Source organism: Priestia sp. YIM B13552, from assembly GCF_042787775.1.
GTDB classification, from domain to species: Bacteria; Bacillota; Bacilli; order Bacillales; family Bacillaceae_H; genus Priestia; species Priestia megaterium_E.
In genome coordinates this window covers 329,141-349,792 of the sequence record NZ_JBHZOU010000002.1, presented here as the reverse complement: position 1 = coordinate 349,792, position 20,652 = coordinate 329,141, and the positions used below count along the sequence as shown (strand labels likewise).

Genomic DNA, 20,652 nt, shown 5'->3' with positions numbered 1-20,652 from the left:
GAGATGATTTCTCCGCGCTTTGTTTTTATCTGTTTGTTTATGACCATGACGTCGGAAGTGTTATTATCACCATTTTATCCACAATATTTTACAAATGCTTTCCATGTAGATGGAGTTGCAATGACGTCTTTTTTTATTATTTGCTGCCGGATTGTGGTCATTGTTATGACTCCTTTATGGGGAATGCTGCTTAAGAAGTGGAAAGTAAAACATATAACCGTAGCGTCACTTCTAATGACAGCCTTAATTAAAGTCATTCTGAGCGAAGTTTCTACTTTTTATGGATTTTTAGCCGCTTCGTTAGTATTACTTGTGTTTCAAAGCAGTTTATATCTTTTGTACCCATATTTAGTAGGCGGCATGAAAAATGGACAGAAAAAGGCAAGCGCTGCAACAACCTATGTATTTATTGTTCATACGGCTATTATTGTCGCTAGCTTGTTTGGAAGTACAATTATTGCTTGGGAAATGCCGCTTAAAGTATATCAGTACTTTGCTTTAGCTGATATGGTACTGGCCTTATGGCTTATAACAAGAAAAGCTTCATCTTTAAAAAAAGAAAAAACACCAGCATACATTCAAAGTATAAACGAGCCTATTTTTTTCTATTTGCTGGCTATTTTCTTTTTTCACCTTGGACACAATGTCATTCGCCCTTATTTTACATTGTTTACAAGTGACACATATGGCATGAGCAGTCAAGGCAGCGCTTTGTTATATGTGATGCCGAGCATTATGGCGATCATCTTAAAGCTTACGGTACCTACAAAGCTATTTAATGGCAAAGTTATACCGCTTTTTTATGGCGTAACGGGTGCTAGTGCTTTACTGCTATGTTTGCAAGCATATGCCGATCATCTCAGCATGTTTATTATAAGTCGAATGTTATATGGAGCCGGATTTTATCTCAGCATGGTTATACTTGATATCTATTTATTTCAAAAAAGCAAAGAAGAAGCTGCTTACTATTACAGCTGGCTTATTGCTGTTCAAAATATTGCCCTGCTGATTGCACCGCTTTTAGCACTAGAAATCAGCAAAGTGAATTTGGCGCTTCCTTTGGCAGCTGGTGCCGCTGCTTTGCTAGCTGCTAGCGCTGTAATGCCGCTGCGTAATAAAACAATCCCTATTCTAAGACAAGTAAAGGAGAATGAAGGATGAAAATCAAACAAACGAATCTTTCCGTATTTAATAAGCAATCATGGGAAAAAGCAAATCGACAGCTTTTAGCTAAAATGCTGCAGGAATTTATGTATGAACATATTATCGCACCGAAGGAACTGCAAAAGCAGGGGGAGATTTCCACCTACCAGTGGGAAGACCACCGGGGTGTTACGTATACATATCAAGCGAAACAGCGATTGTTTGACAGTTTTTCCGTACTGCCAGAAAGTATTAAGCTGACATCTAAAACGTCAACCCCTACATTTTCTGAGGCCTTGCAGCTGTTAATTAGCCTATCTGAAGACAAAGGAATGTCTAGCTCAACCGCAGGCCACTTAGCAAAAGAATATTTTCATACATTAATAGCAGACGTGCATTTGCAAAAACGAAAATCAGCTGATGAATTAGCAGATATGGATTATGCAGAGCTAGAAGGTGAAATGATGGGACATCCTTGGATTACATATAACAAAGGCCGCATCGGATTTGGCTATGATGATTATCTGCGGTTTGCACCTGAGCAAAAACAAAAAATTCAGCTTTCATGGATTGCTGTAGCGAAGCAAATTGCTTCGTTTCATTCATTAGATACCCTCGGCTTTGATGATGTTATGAAGCAGGAGCTAAGCGGTGAGAAGCTAGCTGAATTCGAAAAAGAATTAACAAGCCAAGACCTTTTAGCAGCCGACTATTACTATATTCCCGTCCATGAATGGCAGTGGATGAACGTGATTGTTCCTTTATTCGCTGAATACATTGCAAATAACTTAATTGTTCCGTTAGGAGAAGGTGAAGATCAATACTTGCCTCAGCAGTCGATTCGTACATTTGTGAATACAACAAATCGAGATAAATATCATGTAAAGCTTCCCATGAGTATATTAAATACGCTTGTGTACAGAGGCCTTCCAAGTGAGCGGACGGTAATTGCTCCTCAAGTAACTAAGCACATAAAAGGCATACGAGATCGCGATGCGTTTTTAAAAGATACGTGCAAAGTAGGACTTTTAGGTGAAGTGGCTACGTTAAACGTAACTCAGCCAACGTTTGCTTCTATTAAAAACGCGCCTTATCAGTATTTAGAAATGCTGGGAGTCGTTTGGCGTGAAAGCATCTATCAAGAGTTAGAAGAAGGAGAGCATGCGATTACGCTAGCTGCGCTTTTACATGTTGACAGTAAAGGGAAAGCTTTAGTTTCGTCGTATATAGAAAAGTCGGACTTAACTCCTGCCGAGTGGATCGATGCGTTAACCAGCGCTGTGTTGCCGCCGCTTCTTCATTACTTGTATCAATACGGTACTGTATTTTCCCCGCACGGTCAAAATACGGTATTAGTGCTCAAACATAACAAGCCCGTTCGAATTATTATGAAAGATTTTGTAGATGACGTGAATATTAGCGATCAGCCGTTTGAAGAACTGCAGCAGCTATCTTTTGAATTAAAAGAAGTGCTGCGCAGCGAAGAACCGGAAGGACTGACGCAGTTTATTTTAACAGGGTTATTTGTTTGTCACTTCCGCTATTTAGCAACTATTTTAGAAGAGCATGAAGGCGTAGAAGAAGCGGACTTTTGGAAAAGTGTACGAGCAGAAATTTTACATTATCAAGCATCATTTCCACATTTGAAAAAACGATTTGAACTGTTTGATTTATTACGTCCGACCATTACGAAATTAACGTTAAATCGAAATCGAATGTTTGATTACGGATACGAAGATGGCGGAGATCGTCCTCACGCAAGCGAATATGGCAAGGTACGAAATGCCTTGCATGAAGTGAGTGAAAAAGCTGTGCAATAATAAGGAAAAGCCGCTGGTATTGTGCTAGCGGCTTTTTTATGGTTAATTCAAAAGCAGGAAACGAAGGGGATGAGCTGCAGCACTTTAGGAAACACTCATTTTATGTATGTGTAGAATATAAAAGTGAGTGAATGAACGATTTGATGTAGTAGATGTTAGAACAACAAGTACACAAGCTGAAGCAAACGTTTCGGCTTTCTTTTGTCAAAGCACTATTTCAATGTCGCATCGCTACAAGGATAATGGTACAATTGTCTGTATATTTAAAAAAAGAGAGGGAATTACATGAAATCGCATATTCAAAAACATTTAACTTCATATAAAGAGAAATATAAAAATCGAGGTCGGCTGCTAATTAGCTGTCCGGACAAACCGGGTATTGTAGCCGCTGTGTCTACGTTTTTACATGAGCACAGTGCAAATATTGTAGAATCAAGTCAACATTCAACGAACCACGAAGGGGGTATGTTTTTTATCCGTTTCGAATTTGAATGTGAGGATTTATTAGCTAAAGAAACAAAACTAGAAGAAAGCTTCAAAAAAATTGCCGATACGTTTTCAATGAACTGGCAGTTTACATATGCTCATAATTTGAAAAAAACAGCTATTTTTGTGTCAAAAGAGCCTCATTGTCTACTAGAGCTGCTGTGGGCATGGGAAAGCGGAGATTTGATGACAGACATCGCGGTCGTTGTGAGCAATCACGAAGATGCGCGCGAAGTGGTTGAATCATTTGGTATACCGTTTAAGCATATACCGGCGACAAAAGACATTCGCCAAGAAGCAGAAGCCAAACAGCTGCAGATATTAAAAGATTATAATATTGACGTGATTATTTTGGCGCGTTATATGCAAATTTTAACGCCGACTTTTGTGGCTGAAAATCCGTATCGTATCATTAATATTCACCATTCATTCTTACCGGCATTCATTGGAGCACGTCCATATGAACGCGCATATCAACGAGGTGTAAAGTTAATTGGTGCTACGTCTCACTATGTAACGGACGACTTGGATGAAGGACCAATTATTGAACAAGATATTGAACGCGTGAACCACCGTGATGATGCGGATGACTTAAAGAAAAAAGGCCGCTTAATTGAACGTACGGTGCTCGCACGTGCTGTGAAATGGCATTTAGAAGACCGCATTTTAGTGCATGAAAACCGCACAATTGTATTTAATTAACAAAGACTAGGCTATTAAAAAGTAGTTTAGCCGAAGGAAGATCCGAACGATGAATCGAGATTCTTGAAAAAGAATGAAATTCGTTCGGATTTTTTTATGCTCATGGTAAACGTAGATTTCATCTGTTTAGTTGCTTCTAGTGGTTGATTGGAGGGACTCCTGCGAGAAAAGCGGAACAGATGAGACCCCTCAAGTGTAAGCGACGAGGAGGCTCATCGGCCGCCAGCCTTGCACGGAGATCAACCGCCGTGTCATAAGCGATTTATACGCGATTATTTAATTGATTTTGTTAGGTCTCATTCTCGTTTTTTTCGGGGAAATCGCGTATCTAAATGATAAAAAACTTTTCTGCATGAGCTGAGATTTAGTTGTTTACTTAGCTCGTGAACACTTATACAATAGAAAAGGACTTTTTAATAAAGGAAGTGTCGGAAGTGAAACAATATCTTGAACTTTGCGAGCATGTGTTAGCAAATGGAACAAAAAAAGAAGATCGGACAGGAACAGGTACAATTAGCACATTTGGCTATCAAATGCGTTTTAATTTACAAGAAGGTTTCCCGGTATTAACGACAAAAAAACTTCATTTGAAATCAATTATTCATGAACTGCTTTGGTTTTTACAAGGAGATACAAACGTTAAGTATTTACAAGATAACGGCGTGCGCATTTGGAATGAATGGGCGGATGAAAACGGGGAACTTGGCCCTGTGTATGGTCATCAGTGGCGTTCATGGCCAACTCCGGACGGAGAAAAAATTGATCAAATTACAAATGTTATCAATCAAATTAAAAACAACCCTGATTCTCGCCGCTTAATGGTAAGCGCCTGGAATGTGTCTGATGTAGACAATATGGCTTTACCGCCGTGTCACTGCTTATTTCAGTTTTACGTAGCGGACGGCAAATTGTCTTGTCAATTGTATCAGCGCTCAGCTGATATTTTCCTAGGCGTACCGTTTAATATTGCTTCATATGCGCTGCTTACAATGATGGTGGCACAAGTGTGTGATTTAGAGCCAGGTGATTTTGTTCATACGTTTGGCGATGCGCATATTTACAGCAATCACATTGAACAAGTAAACCTGCAGTTAACGCGTGAGCCTCATGCTTTGCCAAAAATGAAAATCAATCCAGACGTAAAGTCAATTTTTGACTTTAAATTTGAAGACTTTGAGTTAGTAGACTATAATGCGCATCCTCACATCAAAGGAGCTGTGAGCGTATGATTTCCCTCATTGTCGCAATGGATCAAAACAGGCTGATCGGTAAAGAAAATGATTTGCCATGGCGTCTTCCTGAAGATTTAAAGTATTTCAAGCGCATCACAACGAGTCATACGATTGTAATGGGAAGAAAAACATTTGAATCAATTGGACGCCCGCTTCCTAATCGCGAAAATGTGGTTCTTACGCGTCAAAAAGATTATCAACAAGAAGGAACAACCGTTATTCATTCAGTTGAGGAACTAGAAGCATTAGATGCTGAAAAAGAAGACGAGCTCTTCGTGATTGGCGGAGCTACTCTGTATGAGCAAACATTAGACGTTGCAAACCGACTTTATATTACGCATATTGAAGAATCCTTTGAAGGAGATACACATTTTCCTGCGATTGATTTGAGCGAATGGAAAGTTATTTCGAAGCAGCAAGGAATTAAAGATGAAAAAAATCCCTACACGTATTATTTTACCGTATACGAGCGAAGCTGATGGCTTTTGTTTATAAAAAACGCGAGTCTGGTACAAAAGTATGTTAGTTGAAGAAAGATCCGAACGTTGAATCGTTCGGATCTTTTCATTATGAGGGTGAAGGTAGATTTCATGTATGTAGGTGCTTTTAGCAGGTGATTGGAGGCTCACCGCTCACCCGCGGAAAGCGAAGCCTTGCATGGAAATCAACTGCGGTGTAACAAGCGCCCCCTACTAGCTAGCACCTATATTCCATTTATTCGTCTTTAGATTGATTTCGTTATGTTTCAATCTCTTTTTATATTGATTTTAATTGCTTCATCATTTCGTGGAAAGCCGCTGGGCTCACAAACTGTTCAGAGCTCCAGTTAGCTTCAATCCATTGAATCAGCTCGCTTGGTGTGTTAAAAACTTCTCCGCTCGTATCTGCTTTGCGAAGCATGTATCTACCGTTTTCTTCGTCTGCAACTATTTCGCACGGAACGGCACTTTCATGACTTTGAAGCGAAAACTCCATTTATTCCACAACCTTTCTTGATTTATACCTGTTATCGCATCAGCTGCATGTAGAAAGTATGGGCAATTTTGTAAGTCTATTTAGCGTTTGCTAAACATATGTAAAGTATGTGGACAGTAAAATAGTTGGAAAAGTTTTTTTAGTTATTATTAATGAAAAATAATGATTTTTCTAAATTTTTTGTGATATAATGTACAAATTAATAATGGTAGAAGAGGAAGGAAGTTGGTTATGAAACAACAAGTAGATAATCGAACAAAACACGTACATTTAGAGGACATCATGATTGCAAATCAATTGATTAAAGATGTTGTTGTGCATACACCACTACAGCGTAATGACGTTTTGTCTGAACGATATGAATGTAATATCTATTTAAAACGTGAGGATTTACAGGTGGTGCGCTCATTTAAAATTCGTGGTGCGTACAATCGAATCAAAAAGTTATCCCCAGAAGAATTAGAAAATGGAATTGCCTGTGCAAGTGCAGGAAACCACGCACAAGGTGTAGCATATGCGTGCCGTCATTTAAATATCGATGGTAAAATCTTTATGCCGAGCACAACGCCGCGCCAAAAAATTAATCAAGTGAAATTTTTAGGCAAAGATAACGTAAAGGTCGTACTAATCGGAGATACGTTTGATGATTCTTATGAACAAGCTATTGCGTGCAGTGAAGAGGAACATCGAACATTTATTCACCCATTTAACGATGTAGACGTTATTGCAGGACAGGGTACAGTAGCCGTTGAAATGTTCAATGACTGTGAAGATGAAATTGACTACGTATTTGCGGGTATCGGCGGGGGCGGATTAATTTCCGGTGTCGGCACATACGTAAAAAGCATCTCGCCTCAAACAGCTGTGATTGGGGTAGAACCAGCAGGCGCGCCTGGCATGCAGACATCTTTAGCAAATGGAAATGTAGTGACGCTACCGGCAATCGATCCATTTGTAGACGGAGCAGCTGTTAAAACAGTTGGAACGCTTCCGTATGACATCAGTAAAGAACTTGTGGACGATATTGTAGTTGTTCCTGAAGGCAAGGTTTGTACAACCATTTTATCTCTATACAATGAAAATGCGATTGTAGCAGAACCAGCAGGAGCTCTTTCGATTGCTGCTCTTGACTCATACCGTGAGCAAATTAAAGGGAAAACGGTTGTTTGCGTCATCAGCGGAGGAAACAATGACATTGGACGCATGCAAGAAATCAAAGAACGTTCGATGATTTATGAAGGATTACAGCATTATTTTATCGTTAATTTTCCTCAGCGCGCAGGAGCTCTTCGTGAATTTCTAGACGAAGTGCTTGGACCGACAGACGATATTTCGCGCTTTGAGTATACGAAAAAGAATAACAAAGACAGCGGACCAGCACTCGTAGGAATCGAGCTTAAGCATAAAGAAGATTATTATCCACTGATTAATCGTATGGATAAAAAAGGATTCCCTTATACAGAAATTAATAAAGAAAGCAACTTGTTTCACTTATTTATTTAAATAGAAGGTCATTTTAAAAAGGAATGCTTCATCAACTGTCGAATAAGTTGATGAAGCATTTTTATTTTAAAAATATTTGTATTTTCTTTTTATTTTATCAAGACAGAAAGTGCCTCAAGCATTATAATAAAATAAACGGGTAAAAAGAGGGTTGATCGCCTTGCTATTAAAAAGCCTTGAATTTAAACATGTCAGTGGTCAAAAAGTAAAAATTACTGAAATTCCAGTTTTAGAGGAAAATAGCACGTTTCGGTTCATGTTATCTGCAAAACTTGATTTATTTATTAGACAAATCACGAACGAATCAGTTCCGAAGCAAGCCTACTCGTTTCAAGAATATTTAAAACGCGTGTTGAAATGGAAAGATTACGAACAGCTCTTTAAGTCTCATGTATTAAAACATAATGCATAAACGTAAAAGTTGACTTTTATGAATATTTCAGCAGAGTCAACTTTTTTTTTGTTGATATAAAAGGTTGAAGATGCGTTTTATGAATTAGCAAAACTTGCATTCTATTATAACTATATTGTTGTAAGCGTTCATGTTATACTAGTCTGCAATGCATCTTATAGGGGTGAACACATGGCGAAAATTAAAGTGGTAACGGATTCAACAATTGATTTAACGTTGGAAGAAGCTGAAAAGTACGGTATTGAGATGATACCTTTATGTATTAACATTGATAATGAAACGTATTTAGATCGCGTGGAATTAACGCCGACAGATTTTATTGAAAAAATGAAAAATTCAAAAGAATTACCGAAAAGCTCTCAGCCAGCTATTGGTTCTTTTGTTGAAGTATATGAACGATTAGTTAGTGAAGGGTATGACGTCATTTCGATTCATATGACTGGGGGAATGAGCGGAACTGTTCGAGCAGCTGAAAGCGCGGCTCAAATGGTAGAAGGAAACATCACCGTTGTTGATTCTATGTACATTACAAAAGCTCTTTCGTTTCAAGTCTTTGAAGCGGTGAAAATGATTGAAGATGGGCATACAGTAGAAGAAATTGTCACGCGCTTGGAAGAGGTGCGTCAAAATACGAATCTTTTTGTCGTAGTTGATACGCTTGAAAATTTGGTTAAAGGTGGACGTATTGGACGAGGAAAAGGATTGATCGGTTCTCTTTTAAATATTAAGCCGATTGCTTCTCTAGCTGACGGAGTATATACTCCTGTTGCTAAAGTGCGCAGCCATTCTCAAGTTGTTAAGTTTTTAACAAAACAGTTCGAAGAGCATACAGAAGGAAAAAGTATTAAAGGAGTAGGGCTAGTACATGCAGATGGATTTGGACTCGCCTCTAAATTAAAAGAATCAATTGTGAAGGCAAGGGGCTATATGCAATTTTCAATTGAAGATACGACGCCTATTATCTCGACGCATACAGGTATTGGTGCAATTGGTTTTATGTATTTTGCTGAATAAAGTGGGTTGCTTTTTGCAAGTCACTTTTTTGGTTTTCTCTTTTTTGGAAAAAGGGGAAAGAGAAGTGGACGAACGTATGATATAATAGAATCAACTTTCTACCAGCGAATGCTGTGCTGGTTACTATTCTTTTGAATCCGGAGTATACCGATGAAAAAATATATTCGAAATTTGAGTGTGTTTAACAAAACGGTTTTATTTTCTACTTTAATTGTAGTTGCCCTTGGAGTCATTTCTTTAGCCATTAGCTATCAAGTTCAAAAAAAGATGGCAAAAGAGACACTAACGCAGCACGCGTTAATTATGGCTGATTTATGGAGGGAGTCTTTATCTAAACAAGACGTAATAGCAGCAGTGGATTCAAGGAACGGGACGATTCCTGAAAAAGACGAGCTAGAAAAGCAGTTTAGAAAGATTTATGAATTGCATCCGTCATACTTGCAGGGATATATTATGACGACCGAAAAATTCAAGTCGCATGGAAATAAGATTATCGTAACAGCGAATAAGAAAATTAAGCAATCACTAGAGCCGTCCATGATTTATTATGGAGGAGAAGAATTTTACAAATCATTTAAGCAAGCAGAACAAGAAAAGAAGAATATCGTAACATCTACATACAAAGACGAATTCGGGACGTGGATAACCGTTTTATCGCCTATTACAAACAGCTCTGGAAAAGTCGTGGCTATTCTTGGTGTAGATATAGATGCAAGCGCTATCTATATCTACCAAAAACGTTTAATTGTGGCTTTGATCGTTGCGTTTACGATTTTGTTTACCTTTATTATTGTTATTCAAGACTGGGGACTAAGGCGATTAATGTCGCCCCTAGGGGAATTAATAGAAGGAATTCAAGCAGTAAGTCAAGGGAAGTTTGATGTGAAGCTGACACATGAAAATGATTCTGAGTTAGGGAATGTACACACAAGATTTAATGAAATGACCGAGCGGCTTCAGCAGCTTTTTCAACAAGTGTCAGCAACAAAAGAACAGCTGAACGTAGAAACGAATTTCAGTCATTCAAAAGATGGAATTGCTAAAGCGATTGATGAATTAGAAGTTATTATGGAAAAAACGAGGATGCAAAAGGAATTGCAGCGAGCAGAGAAAATGAATGCAATTGGTCAATTAGCTGCTTCTGTAGCGCATGAAATTCGAAATCCTATGACGGTGGTAAAAGGGTTTTTGCAGCTGTTTCAAGATAACACAAAGCTTTCAAACACTGAATTAAGTTACATTCATCTTATGATTAACGAAATGGACAGAGCGGAAGCGATTATTCATGACTATTTATCTTTAGCCAAGCCGGATGTTCATCAGCATCGTTTTATTAACTGCTTAGAGTGTGTTACAAGCTTAGTAGACTTATTATCTTCTTATGCTTTGTTAACAAACAATATACTCATAGAATTAGACGCAAAAGAAGAGATGTATGTTCGCGGCAGCCGAAACGAATTGAATCAAGTTCTGCTTAATATTATGAAAAATGGAATTGAAGCTATGAGAGCTGGAGGAACGCTTCGAGTAGGACTTTACAAGCGAGAAGGGCATGTACATATTCAAATTGAAGATACTGGTATAGGCATGACCAGTGAACAAGTGAACCGGCTGGGAACAGCGTTTTATTCTTTAAAAGAAAAAGGAACAGGGATTGGTCTAATGGTTTCTTATCAGCTGGTCGAACAAATGAATGGAAGAATTGAAGTGGAAAGCATACCAGGAAAAGGTTCAACGTTTACCTTGATTTTCCCTAGCTATGACTAAACTTTAACCGTGCAGGAGGAACATATGAAAAGCTGGTCTTATAAATTGTTTTTTTTACTGTTCATTAGTTGTATGATGTTAGCAGCCTGTGGTTCCAAAATAGAAAATCCGCTTAATTGGAAGATGGACTCTTTTTCTTACGTTAACCAAGATCAAAAGAAAGTAGGGCTAAGTCAGCTGAAAGGGAGCGTTTGGATAGCTAACTTTATCTTCACAAGCTGCGAAACCGTATGTCCCCCAATGACGGCTCATATGGCTAAATTACAAAAAATGGCCAAGGATGAAGGGCTGAATGTTCGCTTTGTTTCATTTAGCGTAGACCCTGAAGTCGATACTCCACCAAAAATGAAGGACTATGCGACTAAATTTGGCGCTGATTTTTCGAATTGGGATTTCTTAACGGGGTATAAACAAGCAGAAATTGAGAAGTTTGCGCTGGACCAATTTAAAACGATTGTGAAAAAGCCGCAAGAAAATCCGCAGGTTATTCACGGTACAGATTTTTTTCTAATTGACAAAGATGGAGTCGTTCAAAAATCTTATCAGGGAGTGACTGACCCTCCTTATGAAGATATGTTAAAAGATATCAAAACCCTTCAGTAAGAGCTATAAATCCGTCAAAACTATCCGTCAAACACAGCTATCTTTATAGTGATGTGTTAGCGGATATTTTTATGAAAGAAACATGCTTATCCTTTTTTTTACATATACTATATATAAGAAACGTAGTAAAATATCAACTTGACATAGTATGATAAGATATAAAGATATAGTTATTCAGAGCGGTAAGCAGTATTGCTTGTGACAGCGAGAATACAGCATAGTTAGTAGGTGTTATGATGAGAAAATGGAAAAGTATAGTGATAAGCAGTATAAGTGCGGTGGTGTTAGCAAGCTGTTCGACGACGACTTTTTTGCCAACGGACAATAAAGAAGAAGCCGTTCAGAAAGAAGTGGATTTAACACCTAAAAAGCATATTCCGAAAGGATTTTTTCCTGTAGATTTAGATATTGTAGCCATTGGTGACTCATTAACAGAAGGAGTAGGAGATGAGTCTAAAAAAGGCGGTTATGTACCATACTTAACTAAATACCTTTCTAAACAAAATGAAGTGCAAAATGTACGAACAGAGAATCTAGGTAAAAGAGGAAATCGGACGGATCAGCTATTAGCGAGGTTAAATCAGCCGGGAGTAGCAGCTGAAGTATCAAGAGCAGACATCGTTTTCTTGACGATTGGCGGCAATGACGTGATGAAAGTGGTAAGAGATTACTTTTACAATATCTCAATTAAGACGTTTGAATCACAGCAGTCAAAATATGAAAAACGTCTAAATGACGTGTTTTCACGTATACGTAAGCTGAACCCTAATGCTCATATTTATTTAATCGGTTTTTATAATCCATTCTTTAAATCGTTAAGTGATGTGAAAGAAATTAATGTTGTTATTAATGAATGGAATGCGGCAAGCGAGAAAATTGCTTCTCAATATGATAATGTAAGTTATGTAAAAATTGATGATATTTTTTATGATTCTGACGTAAATTTATTAGGGAAAGACGAGTTTCACCCTAATAAAAAAGGGTACAAACTAATGGCTGAACGCATTAGTAAATCAATGGAGGAAGAAGATCCTCTCGTTGGAGACCAGAAAAAGGAAACAGCAGAAGAAGTTACATCTGATGAAAAAGAGAAAAACACGAAAGAGAGTGGGAACGAGTAAGGAGATTGTTATATGAAGAAGTGGAAAACCCTATTTATCGCGTTATTAGGGATTAATGTTCTAGGGGCTATCCTTATTATTGCGTTTATTTTTCAACCGGTTGACAAGGCCAATCCAACTCCCTCTGAAAAAGTAGAAGGAGACGCAGAACTAACAATTTTGGCTAAAAAAGCCGACTTAAATGTACTGATTGATAAATATTTAAAAAAAGAATTTAAGAATCAGCCGCTTAACTACAAAATTACTCTTACTGATGTAGTAAGAGTAGACGGTACGATTCAAGTATTCGGCGATGATATTAATATTCGAATGACATTTGATCCAATCGTACAAAAAAATGGAGATATTGTGCTTGAACAGCAGTCGCTTTCTGTTGGAAAGCTGCAGCTTCCTGTCCGCACAGTGCTTCGATACGTAAATAATAACTTTGCGCTACCAGAATGGGTAACGATCGATCCAAAGAATGAATCAGTATACGTAGCGTTACAGCAGATGAAGTTAGAGAGTGATTTTGCTGTAAAAGTACAAAAGTTTGATTTAAAAAATGATGATATTCGCGTACGTTTAATTTCGCGCAGTGAATAAAAAAACCTTCCAATTTGGAAGGTTTTTTTCGTTAACGATCTTGGGAAATCAGTGCTTCTAATGCAGGACGGTTCTTAGCAAATCCGACGGCATATACCGTATATGTTCGATTCGGACGAAGGTTCAGTGCCGGGATTTCGAGTACTACATTTTTGGTTCCTGCTATGCGCACACTAAGTTGAACATGCATGGGGGACAAAGGCAAATATTTTGTGACTTCTTTAAACTGCACTCCAGAAAAAATGACGTCTCCGCCTCTAGCCGCAATATCCACAGCAGGAGCATCAGGAGAAAGGTGAACAAATCGAAGCTTTGTTTCTCCACTTGGCACATCCGTATTGTCATAGATAAATAATAAATCAAGCTTGTTTAGCTCATCTACCGCCGCTACCGTGTAATTTTGGTTTCCTTCAAATGTAAATGATTCCGTTAAAACAGGTCTTCCCGTTTCTCCAGCGGGATAAATAGAAATTGTATATCTTCCAGGTTCTTGTAATTCAATATAATCTGTTTCTTGTTTATAAGTTAAATTGCGAATCACTCGTTTGTTGTTAATATAAATATCTACAGATGGAGAATCTGGAGAAGCGTGAAGTATACGAATTTGTGGCGGATTTACGCGCAGATTCGTATTTTCAGAAGAAGTTAAGATGGCCTGCTGGATATAGTACAAATGCTTTTGATAATAATGAATATGCTTAGATGGATCACTATACTTATAGTAGTTAGCTAGAAAATCGTATTTCATTGCTTTTTTAATATATTGATCAAAGGAATAATTAGCCATATGTTCAGCTCCCTTATTGTCGGAGTATAAAAACATTTCCATACGTAACCAAACATATGCTCAAACTCATAATTTATGCCGATCACTGATCACTCCCGAGACCTCCAAGAAGAAACAATGAGCCAAATGCCCTCTATGTGCATATACTGAATCAAATTATTGACTGAAGGCTTATTGTACGACCGAATTTAGTATAGGAAAAAGGAGTGAGAGCATGCGCGATTTTTATGCTCGGATGCTACGGTTAATTATGTTAAGTTTTTTACTGCTGCTACTTTTAATTCAATTTACAGAGCGCTCTACTTCATTTAATCACATTACCCCCGTGCTAAATAAAGTAACCGAGCGAATTGAGCTGATTACCTATGATCAATAAATGTATGTTTTCCGCGTTTCGATATGTACTTGTTCTTTATGCAATTTGCTTTACATTTGTATTTGTTAGTACAGTTCCAAGCCTATTTGGTTTCACCGTGACCGTTCAAGAAACGGATTATCACCACCTGAATCGCGGAGATATAGTTGTCTTTAGAGACGAATCATCTTCTTCAAAAAATGAACTTGTACTGGCCCATAATCAAGAGCTTGATGTACTGGTTACAGCTCAAAGAGATTCTTTGCCTGCTTCTTTTAAAGTGATTGGAAGCTACGCATACCATCTCCCGTATATAGGGGTCATTATTGAGTTTATGAAAAATTTTACTACGTTACTGGTGATGGGAAGTATTTTACTTTTGTTGTTTTCGTATACGCTGCAGCCTAAAAGGCGAATATGGCGTAAGAGAAAGTGAAAAATGGGCGAATGCACATACAGGACAATCAACTAACGCATATAAAGTACAGTGTACGAAATGAAAAAAACAAGAGGAGAGATTGCTATGTATAACTACGATTGTTACGACCCATGCCATCACGGAGGCTATCACCACCTGTATGATACTTGCCATTATCCAATTAGCTATCCAATTGGCGGTTATCATCATTGTGGAACGGGCCAGTCATTTGCATTAATTGTTGTGCTATTTATTTTATTAATCATCATTGGCTGTACTTGTTTTTGCTGATTAGGCCTCATTTGCTCGCATGTGCGAGCTTTTTATAACAGATGGAAAAGGACAAACTTACATATAAATTGTTTAAATAATAAAAAAATTTTGCCAAATCAACATTTACCATATTATACTATAGCTAGTAACTCAATAAGCGAAGGTGAATATATGGAAAAGGAAAAAGTATTTCAACAGCTATTTTCAATGTCATTTACACCAATGCTCGTAATGAATATGGATGGAGATATCCAAATTTTAAATGAAGCGTGCTGCCACCTTTTTAAAACGACGGAGGAACGACTTCTTTCCTGTAATGTATTTGAAGAGCCAAATCGCTTTTTTATTGAAAAGCATGAAGTGGAACCGTTAAGAAAGCAAGAGGAAGAAGTTGTTTTACTTAAGAAAAAAGTAGATCAGCAGTTTCCGATGCACATCCATATTCAGCGCACGGAAGGGGATATTCCGCTCTTAGTTGTTCAGTGGAAAGAGTTTTCCTCAAGTATTGAAAAGCAAGAGGAAGTCATTCGGAAAATGAAGCAATATAAGCAGTTTGTCCAGCAAAGCCAAGATGCATTTATTGTAACAAGAGAAGGCAGAATTCAATATTTGAATCCCGCTGGTGTTAAACTTCTTGGCGGCGAGAAAAAAGAAGAGTATATCGGGCGTCCTTGGCTTCATTTTATTCATCCCGAACATTTAGAAATCGTAAAAGAACGAATGGTTCAGCTAATGAACGGAATGTCGGTGAGGCCGCGTGTTGATGTGAAACTATTGACTAAAAAAGGAGTCGTCATTATTGAATCTTCGGCAACCAAAATTAAGTTTGAAGGACAGGATGCCATTCAGTATATTATTCGCGACGTAACGGATCGAAAAAAATATGATGAAATGGCAAGCAAATCTGAAAAGCTTACAATGGTGAGCAAGTTAGCGGCAGGAGTAGCACATGAAATTCGTAATCCAATGACGGCGATTAAAGGGTTTATTCAGCTGTTAAAAGCATCAAAACAGTATAATGAAGAATACAATGATATTATGCTTGAAGAATTGAATCGCGTCGAATCCATTATTCAAGAATTTTTAACGCTGGCCAAGCCTAAAATTGAAAATTCATACCACCCAAAAAGTCTCAATCAAATCATCCGTCACGTGACATTACTATTAGATACACACGCCAATTATAAAAACTGTCGTATTATTAATGAAATTAGTGATGAGATTACAATCTTTTGTGAAGAAAATGCGCTTAAACAAGTTTTTATTAATTTAATTCAAAATGCGCTTGAGTCAATGAGCAAAGGTACAGTTAAAGTCACCGTTGAGAAAAGAAATGAATACGGCATGGTCATTATCGAGGATGAAGGCTGTGGAATTGATGAGCAATCTTTAGCCCGGCTAGGTGAACCGTTTTATTCTACGAAACAAACAGGAACAGGGCTAGGGTTAATGATTAGCTACCGAATAATCGAACAGCATCAAGGGCATATTTCATTTGCGAGTAAAGTAGGAGTAGGAACAAAAGTAGAAATTGCTCTTCCGTATATTAAAGAACCAGTGAACATTTCATAGCGCTTGCTATTCGTTCACTGGTTTTTATTTGATTGAAATAAAAACGAATGTTTTTTTATTTTTTTATTTTAATGTTCGTGTATATTGTTGACTAAAGGGTTTGTTTTTGATATATTATCAAATGGCTAGAAAATAACCGAATGATAATAAAAAAAGAAAATTCGGTCAATAACTTTTATCTTTTACCCGAAGAAAAAAGATGATGGGAGAATGTACAATGAACTCAAATTATGATGTTATTGTGGTAGGGGCAGGACCCGCTGGGATTTTTACTTGCTATGAGTTAACGTTAAAATTACCGGAAGCAACTATTTTATTAATCGATAAAGGACACGATATCTATCGACGTAATTGTCCGATTCTTCAGAAAAAAATTGAAAAATGTCCGCCTGCGGTTGGCAAAAAAGAGTTTGCTGGCTGTTTGCCTGCTTGTTCTATCACAAATGGTTTCGGTGGAGCCGGCGCATATTCAGATGGAAAATTTAATATCACAAGTGAATTTGGAGGCTGGATGACGGATTATCTGTCTGAATCACAGGTGGTAGATTTAATTAAATACGTGGATGAAATTAATTTAAAACACGGAGCAACCGATACGATTACGGATCCGTTAACTGATAAAGTTCGTGAAATTGAAAAACGCGGATACGCAGCAGGATTAAAGCTATTGCGTGCCCAAGTGCGTCATTTAGGAACAGAGCAAAATTTAGAAATTTTAAAAAGCATTTATGAATATTTAAAAGAAAAAATTGATATGCAGTATAAAACGGAAGTAGCCGATTTAATAACAGAAAAAGAAGATGGTCAGCATATCGTGCGCGGTATTGAATTGAAAAATGGTGAAAGAATTACGGCTGATAAAGTGGTGGTTTCACCAGGTCGAGACGGCTCGAAGTGGATGAGCGACTTACTAAAAAAACGTCGTTTAAAAATGATTAACAATCAAGTGGACATCGGCGTTCGAGTAGAAACATCGAACGTTGTTATGGAAGAAATCAACAAGCACTTGTACGAAGGGAAATTCATTTACAATACGTCCGTAGGTACAAGAGTTAGAACGTTTTGCAGCAATCCTTCAGGACATGTGGTAGTAGAGAATCATTCAGGTATTATGTTAGCAAATGGACACGCATACAAAGATCCGAAGCTTGGAAGTCAAAATACGAACTTTGCGCTGCTTGTTTCTCATAAATTTTCGGATCCATTTGATCAGCCGAACGAATATGCGCACGAAGTATCAAGATTAGCTAATATGCTGTCAAACGGGGGCTTAGTTGTTCAAAAGTATGGAGATATTTTAAAGGGCCGTCGTTCAACAGCGACTCGAATTAAAGAGGGCTTTTTAGAACCAACGTTAAAAGAAGCTGTACCGGGTGACTTAGGCTTAGTGCTTCCTTACAATACGATGAAAAGCTTAATTGAAATGACAGAAGCACTGGATCATGTAACGCCTGGGTTAGCATCTGAACATACGCTGTTTTACGGTGTGGAAGCGAAATTTTACTCAGCCCGTCCGAAGTTAAATGATAAGTTTGAAACTGAAATTTCCGGTTTATACGTGGGAGGAGACGGAGCTGGTATTACGCGAGGACTCGCGCAGGCAAGTGCGTGCGGTGTGTGGGTAGCGCGTGACATTGTTGAAAAATTAAAGAATCGCAAAGCAAGTTCTGAACCTGTTACTGTATAAAAAAAAGAGGCCGTCACGGCCTCTTTTTTTATATGTGTTAAATAACGAAAGCGAATAAGTAAAAAGTAAAGAACTTATACCCCTCCAACTCCGATAGTTTTATATGATAATTACTCGCTCTTTTTTAAAAGGTATTACGGCATCCATATTTCTATCGTGAGCAGAATTAAATAGAATAAGGCGAATTGACAATGTCCATTTATTTCTATCAACAAATTCAGTGAAATTTCAGAGAATTTGTATCAAGCAATACAAGGATAAAATCAACAGTTGGAAAGAGTTATTTTTTGTTGAGTAAAATATTTATGAAAGCAGTAAAGTACGCGGATATTAGAATAATTATGCAAATTTATGAATGTAATTTAATAAAAAGAAAGTTCGCTTTACAAACTATTTTTTGAATTAATTTTTTATCCATTAGATTTTAAGTCTTGTTAAATAAATGTTTGTGGTTTATTGAAATATGATGTAAATATTTTAAAATATAAAAATGCTCAACTTTTTATGATAAAATCCTGCATTATTTTTGAATAAAAACTTGACAGAAACATATAAAATGAATTTTAATTAAAGTAAGAATTATTATCATGCAAAAATATTAAAGAAAATTATTTGCTTAATCTCTTTTGTTTTATAAGAGAACGGGGGACCCATATTTGTGCGTAGTGTACTTGGGGTGAATCTTGAATAAATCAAGTAGGGTAACTCACGTACCCGAATCCGACAGCTAACTCCGTAAGCATTCAGTGAGGGAATAACAGGTCTATGAAACCATGATATTCTCATGGTTTTTTGTATAGATAAAAATATTCCTAAACTATTAATCTGAAAATTTTTAATATATTGTATATTTTGAGTGTTATCGCTCTCAATGCATGGTAAAATAAGTATGGTAGTTAGAATCATTCTAATATAATTTATTTACGGGAGGTAAATCTATGAAGCTATCGACAAAGATTATTATCGCGCTAATTGCTGGTGCTGTTGTGGGAGTGTTGATCAATGCTTTTGCTCCAAGTGCTTTTGCTCCGCTGGACAAGTACTTGTTTACACCGCTTGGCCAAATTTTCTTAAGCTTAATTAAAATGCTTGTTGTACCAATTGTGTTTTTCTCTATCACGTTAGGTGTAGCAGGTTTAGGAGATCCTAAAAAACTAGGAAGAATCGGGGCTAAAACAGTTTCCTACTTCCTAGTTACAACAACCGTTGCTATTATTATTGGTTTAATTTTAGCGTATGCAATTAAACCGGGTACGTTTGGATCTTTTGATACAAAAAACGCTTCTTTTGAAGCCGAAAAAGCACCGCCGGTTGGAGAGACATTCTTAAATATGATTCCAGTCAACCCAATCCAAGCGATGGCTGAAGGGAATATGCTTCAACTTATCGTTTTCTCTATCTTTATCGGTTTTGGTATTACGATGCTTGGAAATAAAACAAAAGGGCTTTACAATTTACTTGAGCAAGGCAATGAATTGATGATGTATCTTGTAAATCTAGTGATGAAGTTTGCTCCTTACGGAACATTTGGACTTCTTGCAACCGCGGTTGGAAGTCAAGGCTGGGAGGCAATTAAAGCGATGGGGCTGTACATGATTGTAGTCGTGCTCGCACTGTTTATCCATTCGATTGTAACATATGGAGGATCAGTCGCTCTTATGGCGAGACGTAACCCTATTGAATTTTTTAAAGGTTTTGCTCCTGCGATGACAGTTGGATTCAGTACATCAAGCAGTAATGCAACGCTTCCGATTTCAATGAATGTGGCTCAAAAAAACCTTCGTGTCCCGGAGTCCATCAGCAGTTTTGTTCAGCCGTTAGGTGCTACCATTAACATGGACGGGACGGCAATTATGCAAGGTGTAGCGACTATTTTTATTGCACAAGTATACGGTGTTGACCTGTCGCTTGGTGCTCTTGTGACGGTTGTATTGACAGCGGTGCTTGCTAGTATTGGTACAGCAGGTGTGCCGGGAGTTGGTCTCATTATGCTAGCAATGGTATTGAGTTCGGTTGGCTTGCCTGTAGCAGGTATCGGATTGATTATTGGAATTGATCGCTTGCTTGACATGCTTCGTACATCTGTAAATATTACGGGAGACGCTGCGTGTGCCGTTATTGTGGCTGAGTCAGAAGCAAAGCGTATCGATAAATCTGTAACGCAATCAGCTTAATAAGTGTAAAAGCTCTAGCTATA

20 protein-coding genes and 1 riboswitch are annotated in these 20,652 nt (G+C 37.7%); of the genes, 18 read left to right on the top strand and 2 right to left on the bottom strand.

The annotated features are described in order from the left end of the window. Nucleotides 1-3 precede the first annotated feature (3 nt). The 5 genes from ACFX40_RS07895 (at nt 4) to ACFX40_RS07875 (ending at nt 5,862) form a co-directional block, all read left to right on the top strand. Nucleotides 4-1,161: an MFS transporter gene (locus tag ACFX40_RS07895; RefSeq protein ID WP_377254772.1), complete on the top strand. Its 1,158-nt coding sequence runs from the start codon at nt 4-6 to the stop codon at nt 1,159-1,161. Beyond that, a complete protein-coding gene (locus tag ACFX40_RS07890) occupies nt 1,158-2,963 on the top strand; it encodes an IucA/IucC family protein (RefSeq protein WP_028410889.1) in 1,806 nt (601 codons plus the stop codon). Before ACFX40_RS07895 ends, ACFX40_RS07890 begins: the two co-directional genes overlap by 4 nt. Nucleotides 2,964-3,248: 285 nt before the next feature. After that, nucleotides 3,249-4,151 (top strand): formyltetrahydrofolate deformylase, encoded by a 903-nt coding sequence (gene purU, locus ACFX40_RS07885; RefSeq protein ID WP_028410890.1) that lies wholly within the window; start codon nt 3,249-3,251, stop codon nt 4,149-4,151. A 434-nt stretch (nt 4,152-4,585) separates the two neighbouring features. Next, nucleotides 4,586-5,380, top strand: coding sequence for a thymidylate synthase (locus ACFX40_RS07880; RefSeq protein WP_013058746.1), 795 nt, complete (start codon nt 4,586-4,588; stop codon nt 5,378-5,380). Continuing rightward, the gene (locus ACFX40_RS07875; RefSeq protein ID WP_050691566.1) at nt 5,377-5,862 is read left to right on the top strand and encodes a dihydrofolate reductase; all 486 of its coding nucleotides are present in this window, start codon (nt 5,377-5,379) and stop codon (nt 5,860-5,862) included. Before ACFX40_RS07880 ends, ACFX40_RS07875 begins: the two co-directional genes overlap by 4 nt. 277 nt (nt 5,863-6,139) lie before the next feature. On the opposite strand, the gene ACFX40_RS07870 is transcribed toward ACFX40_RS07875, so the two are convergent. Continuing rightward, nucleotides 6,140-6,358 (bottom strand): hypothetical protein, encoded by a 219-nt coding sequence (locus tag ACFX40_RS07870; protein ID WP_028410891.1) that lies wholly within the window; start codon nt 6,356-6,358, stop codon nt 6,140-6,142. Between the two features lie 231 nt (nt 6,359-6,589). On the opposite strand from ACFX40_RS07870, the gene ilvA reads away from it, so the two are divergent. The 7 genes from ilvA (at nt 6,590) to ACFX40_RS07835 (ending at nt 13,363) form a co-directional block, all read left to right on the top strand. Beyond that, nucleotides 6,590-7,861, top strand: a complete 1,272-nt coding sequence (gene ilvA, locus ACFX40_RS07865) for a threonine ammonia-lyase IlvA (RefSeq protein ID WP_013084697.1) — start codon at nt 6,590-6,592, stop codon at nt 7,859-7,861. Between the two features lie 160 nt (nt 7,862-8,021). Beyond that, nucleotides 8,022-8,273 carry a DUF2535 family protein gene (locus ACFX40_RS07860; RefSeq protein WP_377237873.1) on the top strand — a complete coding sequence of 84 codons (252 nt, stop codon included), beginning with the start codon at nt 8,022-8,024 and terminating at the stop codon, nt 8,271-8,273. 171 nt (nt 8,274-8,444) lie between these two features. Further along, nucleotides 8,445-9,287: a DegV family protein gene (locus ACFX40_RS07855; RefSeq protein WP_377254769.1), complete on the top strand. Its 843-nt coding sequence runs from the start codon at nt 8,445-8,447 to the stop codon at nt 9,285-9,287. A 150-nt stretch (nt 9,288-9,437) separates the two neighbouring features. Further along, nucleotides 9,438-11,054, top strand: coding sequence for an ATP-binding protein (locus tag ACFX40_RS07850; protein ID WP_028410893.1), 1,617 nt, complete (start codon nt 9,438-9,440; stop codon nt 11,052-11,054). Between the two features lie 24 nt (nt 11,055-11,078). Continuing rightward, the gene (locus tag ACFX40_RS07845; protein ID WP_028410894.1) at nt 11,079-11,657 is read left to right on the top strand and encodes an SCO family protein; all 579 of its coding nucleotides are present in this window, start codon (nt 11,079-11,081) and stop codon (nt 11,655-11,657) included. A gap of 236 nt (nt 11,658-11,893) precedes the next feature. Beyond that, entirely contained in the window at nt 11,894-12,778 is an 885-nt protein-coding gene (locus ACFX40_RS07840) for an SGNH/GDSL hydrolase family protein (RefSeq protein ID WP_028410895.1), read from the top strand. A 12-nt stretch (nt 12,779-12,790) separates the two neighbouring features. Further along, nucleotides 12,791-13,363, top strand: a complete 573-nt coding sequence (locus ACFX40_RS07835) for a YpmS family protein (protein ID WP_013058738.1) — start codon at nt 12,791-12,793, stop codon at nt 13,361-13,363. A 31-nt stretch (nt 13,364-13,394) separates the two neighbouring features. On the opposite strand, the gene ACFX40_RS07830 is transcribed toward ACFX40_RS07835, so the two are convergent. Beyond that, entirely contained in the window at nt 13,395-14,150 is a 756-nt protein-coding gene (locus ACFX40_RS07830) for a DUF4397 domain-containing protein (protein ID WP_014458542.1), read from the bottom strand. A 214-nt stretch (nt 14,151-14,364) separates the two neighbouring features. On the opposite strand from ACFX40_RS07830, the gene ACFX40_RS07825 reads away from it, so the two are divergent. From ACFX40_RS07825 to ACFX40_RS07800, 6 genes are all read left to right on the top strand, one after another. Further along, on the top strand, nt 14,365-14,526 hold the full coding sequence (locus tag ACFX40_RS07825) for a hypothetical protein (protein WP_169305181.1): 162 nt from the start codon (nt 14,365-14,367) through the stop codon (nt 14,524-14,526). Beyond that, nucleotides 14,516-14,941 carry a hypothetical protein gene (locus ACFX40_RS07820; RefSeq protein ID WP_240717334.1) on the top strand — a complete coding sequence of 142 codons (426 nt, stop codon included), beginning with the start codon at nt 14,516-14,518 and terminating at the stop codon, nt 14,939-14,941. The genes ACFX40_RS07825 and ACFX40_RS07820 overlap by 11 nt, the downstream gene beginning before the upstream one ends. Nucleotides 14,942-15,028: 87 nt before the next feature. After that, nucleotides 15,029-15,214 (top strand): YjcZ family sporulation protein, encoded by a 186-nt coding sequence (locus ACFX40_RS07815; RefSeq protein WP_075419415.1) that lies wholly within the window; start codon nt 15,029-15,031, stop codon nt 15,212-15,214. Nucleotides 15,215-15,367: 153 nt separating this feature from the next. Next, nucleotides 15,368-16,768 (top strand): ATP-binding protein, encoded by a 1,401-nt coding sequence (locus tag ACFX40_RS07810; protein ID WP_013058734.1) that lies wholly within the window; start codon nt 15,368-15,370, stop codon nt 16,766-16,768. Nucleotides 16,769-16,985: 217 nt separating this feature from the next. Beyond that, nucleotides 16,986-18,455, top strand: a complete 1,470-nt coding sequence (locus ACFX40_RS07805) for an NAD(P)/FAD-dependent oxidoreductase (protein WP_013084690.1) — start codon at nt 16,986-16,988, stop codon at nt 18,453-18,455. A gap of 603 nt (nt 18,456-19,058) precedes the next feature. Next, a riboswitch (cyclic di-AMP (ydaO/yuaA leader) is annotated at nt 19,059-19,213 on the top strand. 180 nt (nt 19,214-19,393) lie between these two features. Continuing rightward, complete coding sequence (locus tag ACFX40_RS07800) at nt 19,394-20,629, top strand: dicarboxylate/amino acid:cation symporter (protein ID WP_028410897.1); 1,236 nt, start codon at nt 19,394-19,396, stop codon at nt 20,627-20,629. Nucleotides 20,630-20,652: the final 23 nt, after the last annotated feature.